The sequence below is a fragment of the Streptomyces sp. NPDC001231 genome (assembly GCF_042896885.1).
In the GTDB taxonomy this organism is placed as follows: domain Bacteria; phylum Actinomycetota; class Actinomycetes; order Streptomycetales; family Streptomycetaceae; genus Streptomyces.
Genome location: NZ_JBIAXS010000038.1, coordinates 41,671 through 59,799 on the forward strand (window position 1 = coordinate 41,671; position 18,129 = coordinate 59,799).

15 protein-coding genes are annotated in these 18,129 nt (G+C 71.6%); 5 read left to right on the plus strand and 10 right to left on the minus strand.

Annotation, left to right across the window (positions count from 1 at the left end; translation table 11 throughout):
• Nucleotides 1-41: 41 nt before the first annotated feature.
• Together ACFY3J_RS33605 and ACFY3J_RS33610 are read right to left on the minus strand one after the other, a co-directional pair.
• A complete protein-coding gene (locus ACFY3J_RS33605; protein ID WP_384171600.1) occupies nucleotides 42-1,880 on the minus strand; it encodes a tetratricopeptide repeat protein in 1,839 nt (612 codons plus the stop codon).
• 218 nt (nucleotides 1,881-2,098) lie between these two features.
• On the minus strand, nucleotides 2,099-5,110 hold the full coding sequence (locus ACFY3J_RS33610; RefSeq protein ID WP_390842411.1) for a UPF0182 family protein: 3,012 nt from the start codon (nucleotides 5,108-5,110) through the stop codon (nucleotides 2,099-2,101).
• Between the two features lie 156 nt (nucleotides 5,111-5,266).
• Between ACFY3J_RS33610 and ACFY3J_RS33615 the strand changes: the two genes are divergently transcribed.
• On the plus strand, nucleotides 5,267-5,809 hold the full coding sequence (locus ACFY3J_RS33615; RefSeq protein ID WP_384171605.1) for a PPA1309 family protein: 543 nt from the start codon (nucleotides 5,267-5,269) through the stop codon (nucleotides 5,807-5,809).
• A gap of 51 nt (nucleotides 5,810-5,860) precedes the next feature.
• Here the strand turns inward: ACFY3J_RS33615 and ACFY3J_RS33620 are convergent, their stop codons facing one another.
• From ACFY3J_RS33620 to ACFY3J_RS33635, 4 genes are all read right to left on the minus strand, one after another.
• Nucleotides 5,861-6,958 carry a PDZ domain-containing protein gene (locus ACFY3J_RS33620; RefSeq protein WP_390842412.1) on the minus strand — a complete coding sequence of 366 codons (1,098 nt, stop codon included), beginning with the start codon at nucleotides 6,956-6,958 and terminating at the stop codon, nucleotides 5,861-5,863.
• Between the two features lie 50 nt (nucleotides 6,959-7,008).
• Complete coding sequence (locus ACFY3J_RS33625; RefSeq protein ID WP_390842413.1) at nucleotides 7,009-7,173, minus strand: hypothetical protein; 165 nt, start codon at nucleotides 7,171-7,173, stop codon at nucleotides 7,009-7,011.
• A gap of 180 nt (nucleotides 7,174-7,353) precedes the next feature.
• Nucleotides 7,354-7,812 (minus strand): molybdenum cofactor biosynthesis protein MoaE, encoded by a 459-nt coding sequence (locus ACFY3J_RS33630; RefSeq protein WP_384171611.1) that lies wholly within the window; start codon nucleotides 7,810-7,812, stop codon nucleotides 7,354-7,356.
• Between the two features lie 178 nt (nucleotides 7,813-7,990).
• The gene (locus ACFY3J_RS33635; RefSeq protein WP_384171614.1) at nucleotides 7,991-9,100 is read right to left on the minus strand and encodes an SDR family oxidoreductase; all 1,110 of its coding nucleotides are present in this window, start codon (nucleotides 9,098-9,100) and stop codon (nucleotides 7,991-7,993) included.
• Between the two features lie 193 nt (nucleotides 9,101-9,293).
• Between ACFY3J_RS33635 and ACFY3J_RS33640 the strand changes: the two genes are divergently transcribed.
• Together ACFY3J_RS33640 and ACFY3J_RS33645 are read left to right on the plus strand one after the other, a co-directional pair.
• On the plus strand, nucleotides 9,294-10,751 hold the full coding sequence (locus ACFY3J_RS33640; RefSeq protein ID WP_384171617.1) for a zinc-dependent metalloprotease: 1,458 nt from the start codon (nucleotides 9,294-9,296) through the stop codon (nucleotides 10,749-10,751).
• A complete protein-coding gene (locus ACFY3J_RS33645; RefSeq protein ID WP_384171620.1) occupies nucleotides 10,748-11,263 on the plus strand; it encodes an NUDIX hydrolase in 516 nt (171 codons plus the stop codon). The genes ACFY3J_RS33640 and ACFY3J_RS33645 overlap by 4 nt, the downstream gene beginning before the upstream one ends.
• A gap of 61 nt (nucleotides 11,264-11,324) precedes the next feature.
• On the opposite strand, the gene ACFY3J_RS33650 is transcribed toward ACFY3J_RS33645, so the two are convergent.
• The 4 genes from ACFY3J_RS33650 to ACFY3J_RS33665 form a co-directional block, all read right to left on the minus strand.
• Nucleotides 11,325-12,080, minus strand: a complete 756-nt coding sequence (locus ACFY3J_RS33650) for an AIM24 family protein (RefSeq protein WP_384171623.1) — start codon at nucleotides 12,078-12,080, stop codon at nucleotides 11,325-11,327.
• Between the two features lie 17 nt (nucleotides 12,081-12,097).
• A complete protein-coding gene (locus ACFY3J_RS33655) occupies nucleotides 12,098-12,778 on the minus strand; it encodes an AIM24 family protein (RefSeq protein WP_141358583.1) in 681 nt (226 codons plus the stop codon).
• Between the two features lie 11 nt (nucleotides 12,779-12,789).
• Nucleotides 12,790-14,493 (minus strand): TerD family protein, encoded by a 1,704-nt coding sequence (locus ACFY3J_RS33660; protein WP_390842414.1) that lies wholly within the window; start codon nucleotides 14,491-14,493, stop codon nucleotides 12,790-12,792.
• A gap of 135 nt (nucleotides 14,494-14,628) precedes the next feature.
• Nucleotides 14,629-15,225 carry a M48 family metallopeptidase gene (locus tag ACFY3J_RS33665; protein WP_384171629.1) on the minus strand — a complete coding sequence of 199 codons (597 nt, stop codon included), beginning with the start codon at nucleotides 15,223-15,225 and terminating at the stop codon, nucleotides 14,629-14,631.
• A gap of 308 nt (nucleotides 15,226-15,533) precedes the next feature.
• On the opposite strand from ACFY3J_RS33665, the gene ACFY3J_RS33670 reads away from it, so the two are divergent.
• Together ACFY3J_RS33670 and ACFY3J_RS33675 are read left to right on the plus strand one after the other, a co-directional pair.
• Nucleotides 15,534-16,748: a TOMM precursor leader peptide-binding protein gene (locus ACFY3J_RS33670; protein ID WP_390842415.1), complete on the plus strand. Its 1,215-nt coding sequence runs from the start codon at nucleotides 15,534-15,536 to the stop codon at nucleotides 16,746-16,748.
• Nucleotides 16,741-18,120 carry an ABC1 kinase family protein gene (locus tag ACFY3J_RS33675; protein ID WP_384171635.1) on the plus strand — a complete coding sequence of 460 codons (1,380 nt, stop codon included), beginning with the start codon at nucleotides 16,741-16,743 and terminating at the stop codon, nucleotides 18,118-18,120. The genes ACFY3J_RS33670 and ACFY3J_RS33675 overlap by 8 nt, the downstream gene beginning before the upstream one ends.
• Nucleotides 18,121-18,129: the final 9 nt, after the last annotated feature.

Here is an 18,129-nt window from a genome sequence, read left to right on the forward strand (position 1 = left end):
ACCGAGAAGCAAATCGTTTACAGGGACGACGGTGATCCACGTCAGGCCGACAGTTCCTCGCGCAGCGCGTCCCGCAGTCGGGCGGCCCGCTGGGCGACCTCCGCCGGTCCCAGCGCCACGGCCCGGTCGGCCCACCCCTGCCCCTCGGCCAGCTCGCCGCGCCGCGCGTGCACCAGGGCGAGCCGCAGCGCCGCCCGCCCGTGCCCGGCGTCGGCCGCCCGCGCCCACCACACGGCCGCCTCGGGCTCACTGCCCTCCCGGGCGAGCAGCAGTCCCAGGTTGAAGGCGCCGTTGCGGGACCCGGACTCCGCCGCCCTGCGGTACCACCGCGCCGCCTCGACCGCGTCCCCACGGGCCGCGGCCAGCATCCCGACCCGCACCTGCGCCCGCCGGTGCCCCTGGCCGGCCGCCCGCTCGTACCACTCCTCGCACTCGGTCTTCTCCTGGATCGCCGGCTCCCCGAGCCCGTGCGCGGGCGCCGGCGGCCGCCGGGCGTCGAGCACGGTGGCCAGCCGGTACGCGGCCTCCGCGCTCCCGCCGCCGGCCGCGCACCGCAGGTGCCGCTCGGCCGCCCGCTCGTCGCCCGCCCGCAGCCGGGCGATCCCCACCTGCAACGCGGCCTCCGTGTGCCCGGCCGCCGCCGCCCGCTCGTACCACCGCAGGGCCTGGGCGTCCAGGTTCCGCCCGGCGTAGAGGATCCCCAGGTTGAACGCGGCGTCGACGCTCCCGGCCTCCGCCGCCTTGGAGAACCACGGCTCGGCCCCGCCGGTGTCCCCGCCCTGGAGCAGCAGGACGGCCAGCGCGTTCGACGCCTCCCGGTGCCCGGCGTAGGCCGCGCGCCGGTACCACTGCTCGGCCTGCGCGGTACGGCCCTGCTCGGCGCAGAGCAGCCCGAGGTTGTAGGCGCCGTTGATGTCGCCCGCGTCCATCGCCGCCCGGTACCACCGCTCGGCGGTCTGCGTCTCACCGCGCTCGGCGTGCAGCGCGCCCAGCGCGTTCGCCGCGTTGCCGTCGCCGTCCTGCGCGGCTCTCAGCCACCACAGGGCGGCGCTCTCCGCGTCTCCGGCGTCCCGCAGCAGGAACCCGAGGGCGCAGGCGGCCCTGGCCTCGCCGTCCTTGGCGGACGTCAGGTACCAGCGGCCGGCCTCCTTGAGGTCGCCGCGCCGCTCCAGGATGGCGCCCAGGTGCAGGGCGGCCCGCCGGTGTCCGCGCGCCGCGGCCTGGCGGTACCACTGCTCGGCCTCCGCCATCAGCCCGGCACCGTCACCGCCGGGCCTCCCGGCCCGCCGGTCCAGCGCCCGCGCCAGCCGGTACTCCGCCTCCCGGTGCCCCCGCTCCGCGGCGACCCGCATCCAGCGCTCGGCCCCGGTGTCCCCGCGGTGCTCCAGGAGGTCGGCGAGGACGTAGGCGCCGAGGACGTGCCCCTGCTCGGCGGACTGGCGCAGCCAGTATTCGGCGGCGGGCTCGTCGCCGCGCTCGCGGTGGTGCCGCCCGAGCGCGTGCGCGGCCGCCGCGGATCCGGCGACGGCGGCGATACGCCACCACCCGGCGGCCTCGTCGGCGTATCCGCGCTGGTGGAGCAGGACTCCCAGGTTGTTGGCCGCGGCGCGGTCACCGCCCGCGGTGGCGGAGCGCAGATGGGGTTCGGCTCCGTCGAGGTCGCCGCGGCGCAGCAGCATGGCCCCGAGGACGCTCATGGCCTCGACGTCGCCCGCCTCCGCGGCGAGGCGACGGCGCGCCAGCTCCGCGGCCTCGTCGGCGGCCGCCACCGACTCGTCCCGGGTCTCGTCCCGGGCTTCGCCTCCGGTCTCCTCGGAGTCGGAAGCCTGCACAAATCGCCCCGTCTCGAACAGAGTTGCCTTGTCCCCCATAACGTCCATCGTCGCACCACCTGCAACCCGGGTACATCTGTAATACCCCAGCCAGTGAGGTCACTTCAGCGTTTTGTCGACATGCCCACAGAGAGACAAGTCAAACACAGATCGCCCAACTCCCCACGGCGGCACGGCCGCCGGGCATGTCGGCACATGCGTTCGCCCACGGCGAAGGGCCCGGATCCGCGGTACGGATCCGGGCCCTTGGGCTCGACGGGGAGCGATCAGCCCCCGCTCGGGCTACCGCTCGGACTGCTGTCCGGTGTCGGACTGGCGCTCGCACCCGGGCTCGCGCCGCCCTTGCCGTCGCCGTTCTTGCCGCTGCCGCCGGCCTTCTCCGCCTGCGCCTGCGCGTCCTCGGCCCGCTTCAGCGCGTCCTGAAGGTCCTTCTGCGCCTGGCCGTACGCCTGCCAGTCGCCGTTCTTCAGGGCGGTCTGACCGTCGTCGAAGGCCTTCTGGGCGTCCTTCAACGCCTCCTGGACCGTCGGGTTGTTCGACGGCGGCGGGTTGGTCTTGCCGCTGCCGGTGCCACCGCCGCCGGTCTCGGAGCCGGGTGGCTCGGTGGTCGAACCCTCCGTGCCGAAGACCTTGTTGAGCGCCTTGTCGAGCGTGTCCTCGAACGCGGTGTTCCCGCCGTACGTCACCAGGACCTTGCGCAGCAACGGGTACTTGAGGCCGCCACCGCGCAGGTAGACCGGCTCCACGTAGAGCAGTCCGCCGTCGAGCGGCACCGTCAGCAGGTTGCCGTACTCGACCTCCGAGTCGCCGCCCTTCAGCAGCCGGATGGACTCGGCGATGGAGGGCTCGGAGTTGAACTGGCTCTGCACCCGCTTGGGGCCGTCGATCGTCTTGCCCGTGGGCAGCTTCAGGATGCTGATCTTGCCGTAGTCGCTCGTGTTCGCGTCGGCGTTGACCGTCATGAACGCGCTCAGGTTGTCACGGCCGTTCGGCGTCATCGTCGTCGTCAGCGAGAACGTCTGGGACGACTCACCGGGCATCTTGAGGCTCAGGTAGTACGGCGGCACCGCGTCGCCCGACTTGTTGGTCGGGTCGTTGGGGATCTGCCACACCTCGCTGCCGCTGAGGAAGGTCTGCGCGTCCGTGACGTGGTAGCGCGTGAGCAGCTCGCGCTGCACCTTGAACAGGTCCTGCGGATACCGGATGTGGGACATCAGCTCCGGAGAGATGTCCTTCTTCGGCTCGACCGTGCCCGGGAACGCCTTCATCCAGGTCTTCAGGACCGGGTCCTTGGTGTCCCACTGGTACAGCCTGACCTCGCCCGTGTAGGCGTCGACGGTCGCCTTGACCGAGTTGCGGATGTAGTTGACCTGGTTCTGCTGAGCCACCACCCGCTGGTTGTTGGCGGCGGTCAGCGAGTCCAGCGTCGTGTCCCCGAGGGTGGTGCGCGAGGAGTACGGATAGCCGTTGGTGGTCGTGTAGGCGTCGACGATCCACTGGACGCGCCCGTCGACCACCGCCGGGTACGAGACGCCGTCGATCGTCAGCCACGGGGCGACCGCCTCGACGCGCTGCTTGGGCGTGCGGTTGTACAGGATCCGCGAACCGTCGCCGATCGCGCCGGAGTAGAGGATCTGCGGCTCGCTGAACGCCATCGCGTACGCGGCCCTGTTCAGCGGGTTGGAGAGGCTGACACCGCTGTTCCCCTTGTAGCTGGTGGTCTTCTCACCGCTGTCGTCGGAGTAGTCGATCTCCTTCTGGGGACCGCCGACGATGGAGTAGGTGGTGGTCTTCTCGCCGTAGTAGATCCGCTGCTGGTACCGCGGGAGGTCGCCCGTGGACGGCAGGTTGTACTCGGTGAACACCGGGCGGCCCTCGGAGTCGGCCTCGGTGCCCTTGGCCGCGACCACGCCGTAGCCGTGGGTGTAGCGGAAGTGGTCGTTGATCCAGTTGTTCTTCGGGATCCCGGCGAGGTTCAGCTCGCGCAGGCCGATGACAGTGTCCTGGACCTTGCCGTCCTTGGTCCTGTACCGGTCGACGGCCAGGTTGGACGGGAACCCGTAGTAGTTGCGCACCTGCTGGAGCTGCTCGAACGTCGGCGAGACGATGTTCGGGTCCATCAGCCGGTAACTGGCCGCGTCGGCGGCCGCGTCCCGCAGCTTCGCCTTGTCCTGGGTACTGCTCGTGCCCGCGTAGTCGGCGACCTTGGAGTCGTCGATGCCGTACGCCTCACGGGTCGCCTTGAGGTTCTTCTGGACGTACGGGGCTTCCTTGGCCTGCTCGTTGGGCTCGACCTGGAACTTCTGCACGATCGCCGGGTACAGGCCGCCGATGAGTATGGCCGAGAGCACCATCAGGCCGAAGCCGATGACCGGCAGCTGCCAGGTGCGCCGCCACAGGGTGGCGAAGAACAGCAGCGCGCAGATGACCGCGATGCAGAACAGGATCGTCTTGGCCGGCAGATAGGCGTTGGCGTCGACGTACCTCAGGCCCGTCCAGTTGCCGGTCGCCTTGAAGTCGCTCGACTTCACCGCCAGTCCGTACCGGTCGAGCCAGTAGGCCACCGCCTTCAGCGTCACGAAGACGCCGAGGAGCACCGACAGGTGCCCGGTCGCCGCGGCCGTGGCACGCGCGCCGGGGCTGGTGACGCGCAGCCCGCCGTACAGGTAGTGCGTGAGCACCGCGGCGATCAGGGACAGGATCGTGGCGGCGAAGCCGAAGCCCAGCAGGAAGCGGTACCAGGGCAGGTCGAAGGCGTAGAAGGAGACGTCCAGGTGGAACTGCGGGTCCTGCTTGCCGAACGGCACGCCGTTGACCCACATCAGCCAGGTCCGCCACTCGCTCGCGGCGGAGGCACCGGCGATCAGCCCGACGAGCGCCGTGATGCCGCACAGCAGCCACTTCTTGTACGGCGCGATGCTCATCCGGTAGCGGTCCAGGCTCTGCTGCTCCATCGACATGGCGCTCAGCGGCGGCCGCAGCCGGTGCGCCAGCCAGATGTTCAGGCCGACCGCGGCCGCCATCAGCAGGCCGAAGACGAAGAACAGTCCGATCTTGGTCCACAGTGTGGTGGTGAACACGGACGAGTAGTGCACCGACCGGTACCACAGCCAGTCCGTCCAGAAGCCCGCGAACATGGCGAAGACCATGCCGAGGACGGCGAGGACGCCCAGTGTCATGAGCAGGGTCCTGGCACGCCGGGACGGACGGCCCACTCTCATCCGCGGCCCTGTCGGGCCTCCGCCGCGGTCCGGCATCTGGAAAGCCAAGGTGTGCACCTCGAAAATCGCTGTTGATTCGGTTTCGTTGCGTCAGGCCCCCGAGTCCGTGGACCGTACGGTGGGCCCCCGGAAATCGTGGGCCCACACCTATGCAACTTACTCACCGTTTACTCGGTTCCCGATTCCGCCCAGGAACGAGGCAGGATTGTGACCATGTCCAACACTCCCATGGCAGCGAACCCGCTCACCCGGGCGGTACTCGAAATCGACGAGTACGCCTCCGGCCTCGGCTGGGACCAGCCCGCTCGCCTCTTCGCCCTCGTAGACACCGCGCAGCTGCGGGCCCAGGAACCCGCCCTCGCGGCCCAGCTCGGCCTGGAGGACGAGCAGGAGACCTCCGGTCTCACCCCGGTCGAGCAGGACGAGGTCCCGGCCGACCGGCCCCTCGACGAGTTCCTCGCCACGATCGCCTGGCCCGGGGCGGTGGCCGGCTGCGCGCTGACCGTGGAGCGCCTGATGCTGCCCCCGTCCGCCGAGGCGCAGGTCCCGCAGGGTCTGGACGGGCCGAAGCTGGCGAAGTGGGTGGCCGGCCACCCCGAGCGCCAGGAGGTCCGCATGACGGTCGCGGTCCTGCGCGACGGCGCCCGGGAGTCGGCCCTTCGCCTGCGTGAGAAGGACTCCGCCACGGAGGTCCTCACCGGCGCCGACCTGGTGCCGGGGCTCGCCGAGGCCCTGGCCGCGACCTTCGAGGACTGAGTTCCGCCCACCCTTCGGTACCCGTCCGGTACACGGCCGGGGCGCTGCCCGTCAGCCCTTGGCCGTGCACTTCGGCAGATCGGCGGTCTTGCCGCCGCGGATGTCCGTCAGTGCGGTGAGCGCGTCACCGAGCGTGTGCACCTTGACGAGGGTGAGTCCCGAGGGGGTGTCCTTGGCGGCGGCCGCGCAGTTCTCGGCGGGGGTGAGGAAGAACCGGGCACCCTTGCTGCGCGCGCCGACGGTCTTCATCTCGATCCCGCCGATGGGGCCGACCTTGCCGTCGTCGTCTATCGTCCCGGTGCCGGCCACGAACTTCCCGCCGGTCAGGCTGCCCGGCGTGAGCTTGTCGTAGATGCCGAGCGCGAACATCAGCCCCGCGCTCGGGCCGCCGACGTCGGCGAGCTTGATGTCGATCGTGAACGGGAACGTGTGATCGGTCCCGGCGGAGATCCCGACGATGGCCCGCTTGGCCCCGGTGTCGGCGGACTGCGTGGTGGTGATGGTGACGTCCTTGGTGACGGTCGCCGTCCTGTGCCGCTTCGCGGCGTCGGCCTGCTCCTTGGCCGGCACGATCGTGAAGACCACGTTCTGCCCGGGCTCGTGCTTGGTGACCAGCTTGGAGACGTCGGAGGGCTGCTTGACCAGCGTGCCGTCGACGGCCCTGATGACGTCGCCCGCGTGCAGCTTGCCCTGCGCCGGGGTGTCCTTGACGACCGTGGAGACGATCACCCAGGACCGCACCGGGATACGGAGTTCCTTCAGGGCGGCGACCTTGGCGCTCTCCTGGGAGAGGGTGAACTCCTCGGCGTTCTCCTGGGTCGACTGCTCCTCCGTCTTGCCGTCGGGGTAGAGCGTGTCGTGCGGGACGATCTTGCTGTCGTGCGCCAGCCAGCCGTAGACGGCCTCGACGAGGTTCATGCGGTAGCCGGCACTGGTGACCCGGACGGTGGTCATGTTGAGGTGGCCGTCCGCCGGGTAGGTCTTGCGGCCGGAGATCTGCAGCACCGGCTCGCCGCCGTGCTCGCCCAGGGTGTTGACCGTCGGCCCCGGTGACATCTCCGAATAGGGCACGGGGAACAGGACTCCCGCGCACAGGAGCGCGATCAGCATCAGGGTGGAGGCGAGCATCGTCGCGGTGCGGCGTGGCATGACTCGACAGTACGGGACGGTTCTGTCGGCGCACCGTCAGGGCGGAACGCTCACGTACCGGAGTGGGACCTCTCCATGGCCTCACGGAAACGGGCGTAACCGTCCAGCTCGGGTCCGTCGCTGCGCGCCCTGCGGGTCCGGTTCGCCCAGCTCCCCCACAGTCCGGCGCCTATCGCAGCCATCAACGGAATCAGCAACCAGGCGAGCGCCGCCATGCCGACCTCCCAACCCCAAATGAGCGACCGCAACTGACTGATCAGCAGATTAACCATCCGCACTGACAACGCTCACGCCAGGGGTTCGGTTACGCAACCGGAGCTGCGGCCATGAGGTTCCAAGCGCTGGGCGCCGGCGAGACTGGCGTCGCGACGGGGCGAACGTTGCCTGTCGGGGCACTAGGCGCCGACCCACTCCTCGGTGCCGTCCGAGAACCTCTGGTGCTTCCAGATCGGCACCTCGTGCTTGAGGTCGTCGATCAGCTTCCGGCAGGCCTCGAAGGCCTCGCCCCGGTGCGGACACGACACCCCGACGACGACGGCGAGGTCCCCCACCCTCAGGTCCCCCACACGGTGGACGGCCGCCAGCGCCCGGACGGGGTACCCGGCGGCGACCTTCTCGGCGACCCGGCGCATCTCCGCCTCCGCGCTGGGATGGCAGGAGTACCCGAGCGCGTCGACACCGGCGCCCCCGTCGTGGTTCCGCACGGTCCCCACGAACAGCGCGGTCCCGCCGGCGGCGTCGTCCCCGAGCGCCTCGAACACCTCGTCCAGGGAGAGCGGGGTCTCCCTGACGCCGATCAGCTTGATGGGGTCCTCGGCGGCGTACTCGCCGGGATGATCGTTGGTGGCTGCCATGTGTCCATCGTGCCGCACACGCGGAAGGCCGGGGAATAGCGCGATCACCCGGCACGCGCGCGTGCGGGTTCGGAGTCTCGTACAGGGGGTGCCTCGTCCAGGGACTGCCTCGGCCCCTCGTACAGGCACCGCCTCGGACAGGGACGTGCCGCGTCCGAAGTGCCCCGCGGCCCGCCTCTCAGCGCCGGCGTGCCTTCCGGGCCCGCCGCACCACCGCCGCCGCGCCCAGCAGGGCCACCGTCGCTCCGGCCGCCCCCGCCGCCGTCGCGTCCTTGCGGCCCAGGCGCCGCCCGGCGACCGTGTGCCGCCCGGACACCTCCTCCAGCAGCGCCTCGAGGACCTCCTCGTTGGTCCACCGCGGCCGCCACCCGGCGTCGTGCAGCCGGCTGCCGCTCACCACCCACGGGTACATCGTGTACGCCAGGTCCCCCGCCGGAGACGGCGTGAGCCCGATCCGGTGCAGCCGGGCCGCCGCCCCCAGCGCGACCGCCGACGGCAGTTCCATCCGGCGGATCCCGCTGAGCTCCTCGACCTCCTCCTGCTCCAGCCACCCGTCGCACCCGACGGCCAGCTCCCCGTCGACCTTCTCCAGCACGGCGTACTCCAGGGCGCTGCACAGGTCCTCCACGTGGCAGAACTGCCACGCGGGCCGCGACCCGGCCACGACCAACAGGCGCGGCGACTCGAAGTACCTGGTCAGCGCGGTGTCCGTACCCCCGACCAGCACCGCGGGCCGGACCACGGAGACGTTCAGCCCGGGGTGCGCCCGCGGCGCGCGCCGCGCCAGCCGCTCGATCTCCAGCAGGTCACCGACCCCGGTCGCCTCGGCGGTCGCCCGCAGCTCCGCGTCCTCCGACAGCGGCAGTTCGTTGTCCGGCAGCGCTCCGTAGACCATCGCGGAGGTGCACAGCACCACGCGGTGCACCCCGGCCGCGGCCGCCGCGGTCAGCACGGTCTGCGTCCCCCGTACGTTGTACGCCGTCCGGGCGGCCGAATCGGTCTCCAGGTCGAGGTCGAGCGCCAGGTGCACCACGACGTCCGCGCCGCGCAGCTTCTCCGCGATCGCCGGATCCCGCACGTCGAGGATGTGCCACTGCGCCGCCGCGCACTCCCCGCGCCGCTCGTCGATGGCGATGACCTGCCTGACCTCGGCGGACTCGGCCAGCCGCTCGGTGAGCAGCGCGCCGACCCCGCGGGCGGCTCCGGTGACCGCGACGACCGGCCCGCGCACGGCGGGAGTGCTCTCGTGGTTTCGCGCTGCGCGAACCTGTGGATCTGGGGAACTCACCGGGCGTCTCCAGCGGTTGTTTTCACATACGGGCGCGAATGACGCGTACGTACCAGGTGGCATCCATCCTGCCGCAGGCGTTCTGTCGGCGAAGCACCGAGGCCCGAACCGCTCACGGTGTCTACGCTGGGTGGTGTTGTCGGGCAGCCGCGCCGCCGGAGAGAACCGGTGGCCTTACCAGCCGAGGAACCCCGTGAGTGACACCCCATTCGGATTCGGCCTTCCGCCGGAGGAGCCGGACGACGGCGACGAGGGCAAGAAGAAGGACCAGCAGAGCGGCGGTGAGCAGGGACCGGCCAACCCGTTCGGTTTCGGACTGCCCGGAGCCGGAGGCTTTGGCGGGCCCGGCGCCGACAATCCGCTCGCAGCCATGTTCGGTTCGCTGAACCCCACCGACCTGGGCGCGGCGTTCCAGCAGCTCGGCCAGATGCTCTCCTACGAGGGCGGGCCGGTGAACTGGGACATGGCCAAGCAGATCGCCCGCCAGACGGTCTCCCAGGGCACCTCCGACGGCACCAAGGACGCCAGCGTCGGCCCCACCGAGCGCACCGCGGTGCAGGACGCCGTCCGGCTCGCCGACCTGTGGCTGGACGACGTGACGTCCCTGCCGTCGGGCGCCGGCTCCGCGGTGGCGTGGTCCCGCGCGGAGTGGGTCGAGGCCACCCTGCCGGCGTGGCAGGAGCTCGTCGACCCGGTCGCCGAGCGGGTCGGCACCGCCATGGGCGACGTGCTGCCGGAGGAGATGCAGGCCATGGCCGGCCCACTGATCGGCATGATGCGGTCCATGGGCGGCGCCATGTTCGGCACGCAGATCGGCCAGGCCGTCGGCGTGCTGGCCGGCGAGGTCGTCGGCTCGACCGACATCGGTCTGCCGCTCGGCCCGGCCGGCAAGGCCGCGCTGCTGCCGGTGAACATCGAGGCGTTCGGCAAGGACCTGGGTGTGCCCAAGGAGGAGGTGCGGCTGTACCTGGCCCTGCGCGAGGCCGCCCACCAGCGCCTGTTCTCGCACGTGCCGTGGCTGCGCTCGCACCTGTTCGGCGCGGTCGACGGGTACGCGCGCGGGATCAAGGTCGACACCGCCAAGCTGGAGGACGTGGTCGGCCAGTTCGACCCGCAGAACCCCGAGCAGTTGCAGGACGCCCTCCAGCAGGGCATGTTCCAGCCGGAGGACACCCCGGAGCAGAAGGCCGCCCTGGCCCGCCTGGAGACCGCTCTGGCCCTCGTCGAGGGCTGGGTGGACGCCGTGGTGCACGCGGCGGCCAAGCCGCGCCTGTCGTCCGCCGACGCGCTGCGCGAGACGCTGCGCCGCCGCCGGGCCTCGGGCGGCCCGGCCGAGCAGACGTTCGCCACGCTGATCGGCCTGGAGCTGCGCCCGCGCCGGCTGCGGGACGCCTCCCGTCTGTGGGCCTCGCTCACCGACGCGCGCGGGGTGGAGGGCCGCGACGGCCTGTGGGCGCACCCGGACATGCTGCCCACCGCCGCCGACCTGGACGACCCGGACGGCTTCGTGCACCGCGAGCAGATGGACTTCTCCGAGCTGGACAGGATGCTCGGCGAGGCGGCGGGCGGTTCCGCGCCGAAGCCGGACCTGCGCAAGAAGGCCGAGAACGACAAGGACGACCAGGCCGACAAGGGCGACGACGCCGAGTGAGCCTCCATGACGACGCGGTCCTCGTCCTGCGGGAGTACGGGGACCAGGAGGATCTGCGCCCGCTCTACCTGGAGCACCTCCGGACGCGTCCGGACGGCATGTGGAAGGCCTGCGCGGACGGGCACATCACGGCGAGCGCCCTGGTGATCGACCCGGAGCACGGCCGGGTGCTGCTGACCCTCCACAGGAAGCTGCGCATGTGGCTCCAGATGGGCGGCCACTGCGAACCGGAGGACGCCACACTGGCGGACGCCGCGCTGCGCGAGGCGACCGAGGAGTCGGGCATCGAGGGGCTGACCCTGCTGCCCGGCGGTCCCGTCCGCCTCGACCGCCACCACACGCCGTGCGCCTGGCATCTCGACGTCCAGTACGCCGCGCTCGCGCCGAGCGGGGCGGTGGCGGCCATCAGCGACGAGTCCCTGGACCTGCGCTGGTTCGCCTACGACGACGTACCGGACGTGGCGGACAAGTCGGTCGTCCGCCTGCTGGAGGCGACGCGCGCCAGGCTCTGACCGTGCTCCGACCGTGCGAGGGGCGACCACCGTGGTGGTCGCCCCTGCCCATGGCCTCGGCTCAGCCCCAGACGTTCCCCTGGTTCTGTCCCCGCGCCCCCTGCTGCCCCATGCCGAACTGTGCGGCGAGGCCCTGCCCGATCACCGCGTTCTGCGGCGGCAGCAACTCGCTGGGCTGGACGAGCGCGTAACCGCTGCCCATGAAGCTGAGCTCCCAGCCCTCGCCGGTGTTGCCGCGGCGCCTCCACACGCCGGAGGAGTGCGTCTGGGCCTGCATCTGTACGCGCAGTCCGGTGGACCAGGCGACGATCGCGTCGGCGTCGCAGTTGACGTACTTGTCCGGCGTCACCTGCATCAGCAGCGGCGCGCCGGAGGTCATCAGGGCGACCCTGCCGCGGCCGGTGATGTTCAGCTGGTACTTCCCCGAGCCGGAGATGCCGTACATGCTGTCGACGGCGACGGCCTCGTGGTACAGCGAGGAGTCCATCGCCAGCACATAGCTGCTGTCGACGGTCAGGCCGTCCTGTTCGACGTCCATGATGTGCACGTACTGGGCGAGGTTGGCGAGGTAGACCGTGCCCTGTCCGTGGCAGCGCATCAGGTCCAGGCCCTCGCCGGTGTACGCGCGCGTGCGTGCCTGGCTGCCGGTCTGGTACTCGGCCTCGAACTCGATCATGCCCTGGTAGGCGACCATCGTGCCCTTGCGGGCGAGGATGTCGTCGTGGCCCTCCAGGGTGACGCGCAGCATCTGCTTGTTCTGCAGGCTCCAGCGCTCCTGCGTCTGAGCTTCGTTGAAGGCGAAAAGCGGGCTCTGCATGGTCTCCTGTCTCCCCCTCAGCCGCGCATCCGCAGGCGGTCGGTGCTGTCCTCGCTGGGCTGTACGACGACGATGCCCTGACCGGAGAAGGCCATCTGGTAGGCCTCTCCGCTGCCCCGGCCGATCAGGGACTGCGCCCTGAAGCTGCGCTTTCCCTTGACCTTCAGGTTCGGCGACCAGGCGACGAGCGCGTCCGGGTCGACGTAGGTCTCGTTCTCGCCCTCGCCGCAGTCGACGACGATCGGCTCGCCCCGGGAGGTCAGCGCCACCCAGCCCTGTCCGGAGATCCTGGTGTTCCACAGGCCCTGCCCGGCGAACTTCGCCAGCCCCTTGACCCGCTCGACGCCCCAGGTCAGGCCGGCGTCGAAGGCCAGCAGGTTGGTGGCGTTGACGGAGATCGCGTCACCGCCGAGGTTGATGACGACGACGTTGGCGCCGTAGTCGGCGAGGTAGAGCAGCCCGTCGCCGGTGCACTTCATCAGGGGGGCGCCCTCGCCGGTGACCCAGTCGCGCGCGATCTGGCGCACGGCCGACGGGCTGGGCTCGTACTGGATGAAGCCTTCGTAGGCGACCATCGACCCCACGCGCGCGAAGAGGTCGTTCCCGGTCTGCATGGCGACCTTCAGCATGTGGCTGCCGTGGTTCTCCATACGGGCGGTGACGGGTGCGGGGGCGTAACCCGCGAGCGGCTGGTTCATGACGGGCTCCCTCAGACCTCGTAGGGCTGGACGACGACGAAGTTGCCGGGGGCGGCGCGGAACTGGAGGTTGACGCCCTCTCCGGTGTCGCCCGGGTAGGCGTTGCGGCGCATCCGCACCTGGCTGGAGACGATCACCTGGGCTGCGGCCGACCAGGCGACCACGGCGTTGGAGTCGACGAACGTCGTCGGCGTCACGGGCAGGACGACCGGTGTGCCGTGCGTCTTGACGACGATCGTGCCGGTGCCCTGGAACTGCATCGTGAACAGGGCGCCGCCGGGGATGCCGTGCCCCTCGACGCGACGGACCTCGTACTCCAGGCTCTCGTCGAAGGCGAGCACGTTCTCGGCGGAGACGCAGATCGCGTCGCCCTGGAGCTCGACGGGGTGCAGGTGGGTGGAGTTCTCGGCGAAGAACACCTGGCCCTGGCCGGTGCAGCGCATCAGCTGCATCTCCTGGCCCGTGACGTTGCCCGTGATCCGGCCCGCGAAACCGGCGCCCTTGTAGGTGAAGTCGACCTTGCCCTGGTAGAGCACCATGCTGCCCTGCCGGGCCAGCACGGGCCGGCCCCCCTCCGTGCCGAGGTCGGCGCGGATCAGCTTGCTGTTCTGCAGGGTCCAGCGCCGGCCGGTGGGCGCCTCCTTGTACAGGTTCAGCGCGGCGGACACCCCGGCGGCCTGGGGAGCGGCCTGCGGCGCCGCGTACGGCGCGGACTGGCCGGGGACCTGGCCGAACGGCGGCTGATGACCGTAGCCGGGAGGCGGGGGCGGCGCCTGCGGCGCCTGGTACTGGGCGGGCGGCGGGGGCGGGGTCCGACCGTGCGCCTGGCCGTACGACGGCTGCCCGTAGGGCGCGGGCGCCGGGGCGGGCGGCGGGACCGGGCCACCGGGCGGGGTCAGGGGGGCGATGATGGTCGGCGCCGCGTGCACCGAGGGCGCAGGGCCCGGCGCCGGGGGCGGGGGCGGCGGCGTGGCTCCCGGGGGCGGTGTGAAGCCGTGCGCGGCGGGTGGCGGCGCGGGGGCGGCCGGGGGTGGAGCAGGGGCGGCGGGCGCGGCAGTGGCAGGGGCCGGTGCGGCCGGCCCGGAGGGGACGGCGAATTCCGGGGGCGCGGTGGCCTGGGCGGGCGGGGCGAAGCCCGGAGCGGCACCGGGCTGCGGGTCCTGGCCCGCGGCGGTGTCCTCCTCCTCTTCCAGGACCTCGCCGCCGAAGTTCTTCAGCAACGCCTCGAGGCCCCCGTCGAAGCCCTGGCCGACAGCCGCGAAACGCCACACGTCCTTGAGGTAGAAGTCGCCCAGCATCACGGCCCGTTCGGTGGAGAACTCCGAGCCGTCGAACGCGTACCGGGCCACCTCCTCCCCGCCCGCCACGATGCGCAGGTACCCGGAGTCGAGCTGCGACATCTGCCCGGCACCGTCGATGGCGGCCGTGAACGACAGCTTCCGGATGCGCGGCGGGATCTTCTCCAGCGTGACCCGGAAGGACTCCGTGTCGCCTGCCTGAGCGCCCAGCAGCTGGATGGCCTCCTCGGGGGACTTCGGCTGGTTGAAGAAGACGAAGTACCGGTCGTCCGAGAGGCGTTCGTCGGCGTCCAGCCCGAAGCAGCTGATGTCGACGGTCAGTCCGGGTGCCGAGATCTGCACGCCTACGTACAGATCCGTCCCCGCGGTCAGGTCACTGATCCTGGCCTTGTGGCCGCGCTGGAATTCCCTGGGCATGCGTAACGACCGTCCCCCGTCCCGAGTGCGAGTGCGTCGCGCCAGGCTAACGGCAAACTCCGACACCGGACGAAGTCGGTACAGACCCGGTACACAAACACAGTCCGGCGGTACCGGACGCCCCCGGCGGACCGGTCAGTCGTCGCGCGTTCCCGGCGGATGCGGCAGCCGCGCGGCCGCGGCCACCCCCTCCAGGTAGCCCCGGGCCCGCTCGGTGCGCGGGTACGCCTCCAGCAGCCGCCAGAAGTCGGGGCCGTGTCCGGGGACGAGCAGATGGGCCAGCTCGTGCAGGAGTACGTAGTCGACGACGTACTCGGGCATCCCCTGAAGACGATGGGAGAGGCGGATGCTGCCCTCCGCCGGGGTGCACGAGCCCCAGCGCGTGTTCTGGTTGGTGACCCAGCGGACCGAGGCGGGCCGGGCGCGGCCGTCGAAGTACTGGGCGGACAGCCGTTCGGCGCGTTCGGCCAGCTCCGTGTCGCCGAGCGTCCGCCGGCTCTCCTGGGCGGCCAGCTTGTCGAGCATGACGGTCACCCAGCGCCGCTCCTCCGCCTCGGACATCCGGGCGGGGATGAGCACGACGGTGCGACCACCCTCGCGGTACGCGGAGACCGTCCGGCGGCGCCGGGCGCTTCTGCGGACCTCGATCTCGCTCGCCGCCGCGCCCTCCGGGGGCCGGCTCGTCTTGCCGCGCTGTGGCGTTCCGGCACGGTTCAGTGGGTCGGCGGACACGCCCCGACGTTACCGGGTGCGAGGGCGAGAAGTCCCGGGCGCGGAACGGTTCCGTGCGGATCCTCCACCGAGGGTCCGATTCGTACGACGAGTACCCACCGCCTGTGGACAACTTCCGGCACCCGCTGTCCGGGCCGGGCATGCTGGCAGTCGTGACAGTCGTCGGCGGCGGCTCTGACCGGCTCCCGTCGGCGCATGAGGACGTTTTCGATCCCTTTCCTTCACTTCCTTCACTTCGTTCGTTCCCTTCACTTCGTTCGCTTCGTTCTTTTTCGATGCTTCTCCTTCTTCGGGCTACGGGGGCTCGCATGCATCCGATGGTGAAACCCGCGCTCAGGCGCGGCTGGCGTGATCTCGGCACCGTGCAGTTCGGGATGACTCCCGCGCACGCGATGACGCTGGGCCCGCTGGACACCGCGACGGGCAGTTTCCTGGACCTGCTCAACGGCACGCGCGGACTGCCGCTGCTGCGGGAGGAGGCGCGCCGCATGGATCTGCCCGACGGCCATGCCGACCGTCTGGTGGAGCGGCTGGCCCGGGCCGGGCTCCTGGACGACGCCCGGGGCGGCGGCGCGGCGGCCGACACGCTGCGGGAGCGGAAGGAGGCCATGGACCGGCTGGGGCCCGATCTCGCCTCCCTCTCCCTGATCACCCGCGAACCGGGCGAGGCGATGGAACGCCTCGCCGCCCGACGTGAGGCGCGCGTGCAGGTCAAAGGCGCGGGCCGGGTGGGCGCCGTCCTGGCCGCGCTGCTGTCCGGGGCGGGGGTCGGCGAGGTCGACGTGCGGGACGGCGGCTGTGTGGAGCCGGGGGACGTCGCCCCGGGCGGGCTGTCCGCCGAGGCCGTCGGCGAGCGCCGGGACACCGCGGCGCGGCGGGCCGTGCGCGCGGCGGCCCCGGACCGTCCGGCCCGCCGCGCCCCCCGGACGCAGCCCGAGCGGGAGGAGCGGGGATTCACCCTGGTGGTCCTCGCCCCGCGGGACGACATCGCCGTGCACGCGCCCGACCCGTCCGCGGCCGCCGCCCTGATCGAGTCCGGCACCCCTCATCTGTACGCCGGGGTGGTGGAGGGCACGGGCGTCGTGGGCCCGCTCGTCCTGCCCGGCGAGACCGGCTGCGCCGGCTGCCTGCACCGGGACCGCACGGACCGGGACGGGACGTGGCCGCGCCTGGTGGCGCAGTGGCGCTCGGGCAGACCACGTCACGTACGTCCGTGTGATCTGTCTCTCGCCGCGACCGTGGCCGCCCTGTCGGCCGCGCACGCACTCGCCTTCCTGGACGGGGAGTCGCCCTCAAGTACAGGCGCCCGCTGGGAGGTTTCACTGCCCGGCCTGAACTGGCGCGCGCGACCGGTGTGGCCGCATCCGACCTGTCCGTGCGGCGCGGCCGGGAAAGCCGAGAGGGAGTGGGCCTCAAAGAACGGGGAGCCACGCGCGACAATGGCTGGGCAACGGCCGTCATCGACGCCCTGCCGTCGGGCAGACGCGGCGCGGCTTGCTGGGACTTGGAGGACGCATGTCTGATCTTCCCCGGAAGGCGGTCACCCGGACCGCCAAGCTCGCCGCGCTCCCGCTCGGTTTCGCCGGGAGAGCGACCTGGGGACTCGGCAAACGGATCGTGGGCGAGTCCGCCGACCTCGTCGGCCGTGAGCTGCAGCAACGCACGGCCGACCAGTTGTTCAAGGTGCTCGGCGAGCTCAAGGGCGGGGCGATGAAGTTCGGGCAGGCGCTGTCCGTCTTCGAGTCGGCGCTTCCCGAGGAGGTCGCCGGCCCCTACCGGGTCGCACTGACCAAGCTCCAGGAGGCGGCGCCGCCGATGCCGACGCGCACGGTGCACTCCGTACTGGAGGAGCGGCTCGGCGCACACTGGCGCGAGCTGTTCGAGGAGTTCGAGGACAAGCCGTCCGCGGCGGCCTCGATCGGGCAGGTCCACCGGGCGGTGTGGCACGACGGCCGCGAGGTCGCGGTCAAGGTGCAGTACCCCGGCGCCGGTGAGGCCCTCGTATCCGATCTGACCCAGTTGAGCCGGTTCGCCCGTCTGCTGGGGCCGCTGGTTCCCGGCGTGGACATCAAGCCCCTGATCGCCGAGCTCAAGGACCGCGTATCCGAGGAGCTCGACTACGGGCTGGAGGCGCAGGCCCAGCAGGCTCACGCCGAGGAGTTCGCCGACGACCCGGACGTCGTCGTCCCGGCGGTCGTCCACCAGCGCGACCAGGTCCTGGTCACCGAGTGGATGGACGGCGTTCCGCTGTCCGAGGTGATCGCGGACGGCACCCAGGCCCAGCGCGACCGGGCCGGCCAGCTGCTGGCCCGCTTCCTGTTCTCCGGCCCGGCCCGCACCGGCCTGCTGCATGCCGACCCTCACCCCGGCAACTTCCGTCTTCTGCCCGGCGGACCGGACGGCGAGGACGACTGGCGCCTGGGCGTCCTGGACTTCGGAACCGTCGACCGCCTTCCCGGCGGCCTGCCGACGCCCATCGGCTCAGCCCTGCGCATGGCGCTCGGCGGAGAGGCGGAAGCGGTCTACGAGATGCTCTCCACGGAGGGCTTCGTGAAGGAATCCATCGAGCTGGACCCGGACGCCGTCCTCGACTACCTTCTGCCGATCATCGAACCGGCTCAGCTGGAGGAGTTCACCTTCACCCGCGGCTGGATGCGCAGCCAGGCGGCCCGGATCGCCGATCCCCGCTCTCCCGCCTACCAACTGGGCAAGCAGCTCAATCTGCCCCCGTCGTACCTGCTCATCCACCGGGTCACGCTCAGCACCATCGGTGTGCTGTGTCAGCTGGGGGCCACGGTGCGGCTGCGGGAGGAGCTGGAGGAGTGGCTGGCGGGTTTCGCCGCCCGTCCGGGAGGCGAGGAGCCGGACGACGAGCAGTCGGCCGTCGAGGCGTGAGCACGCGGG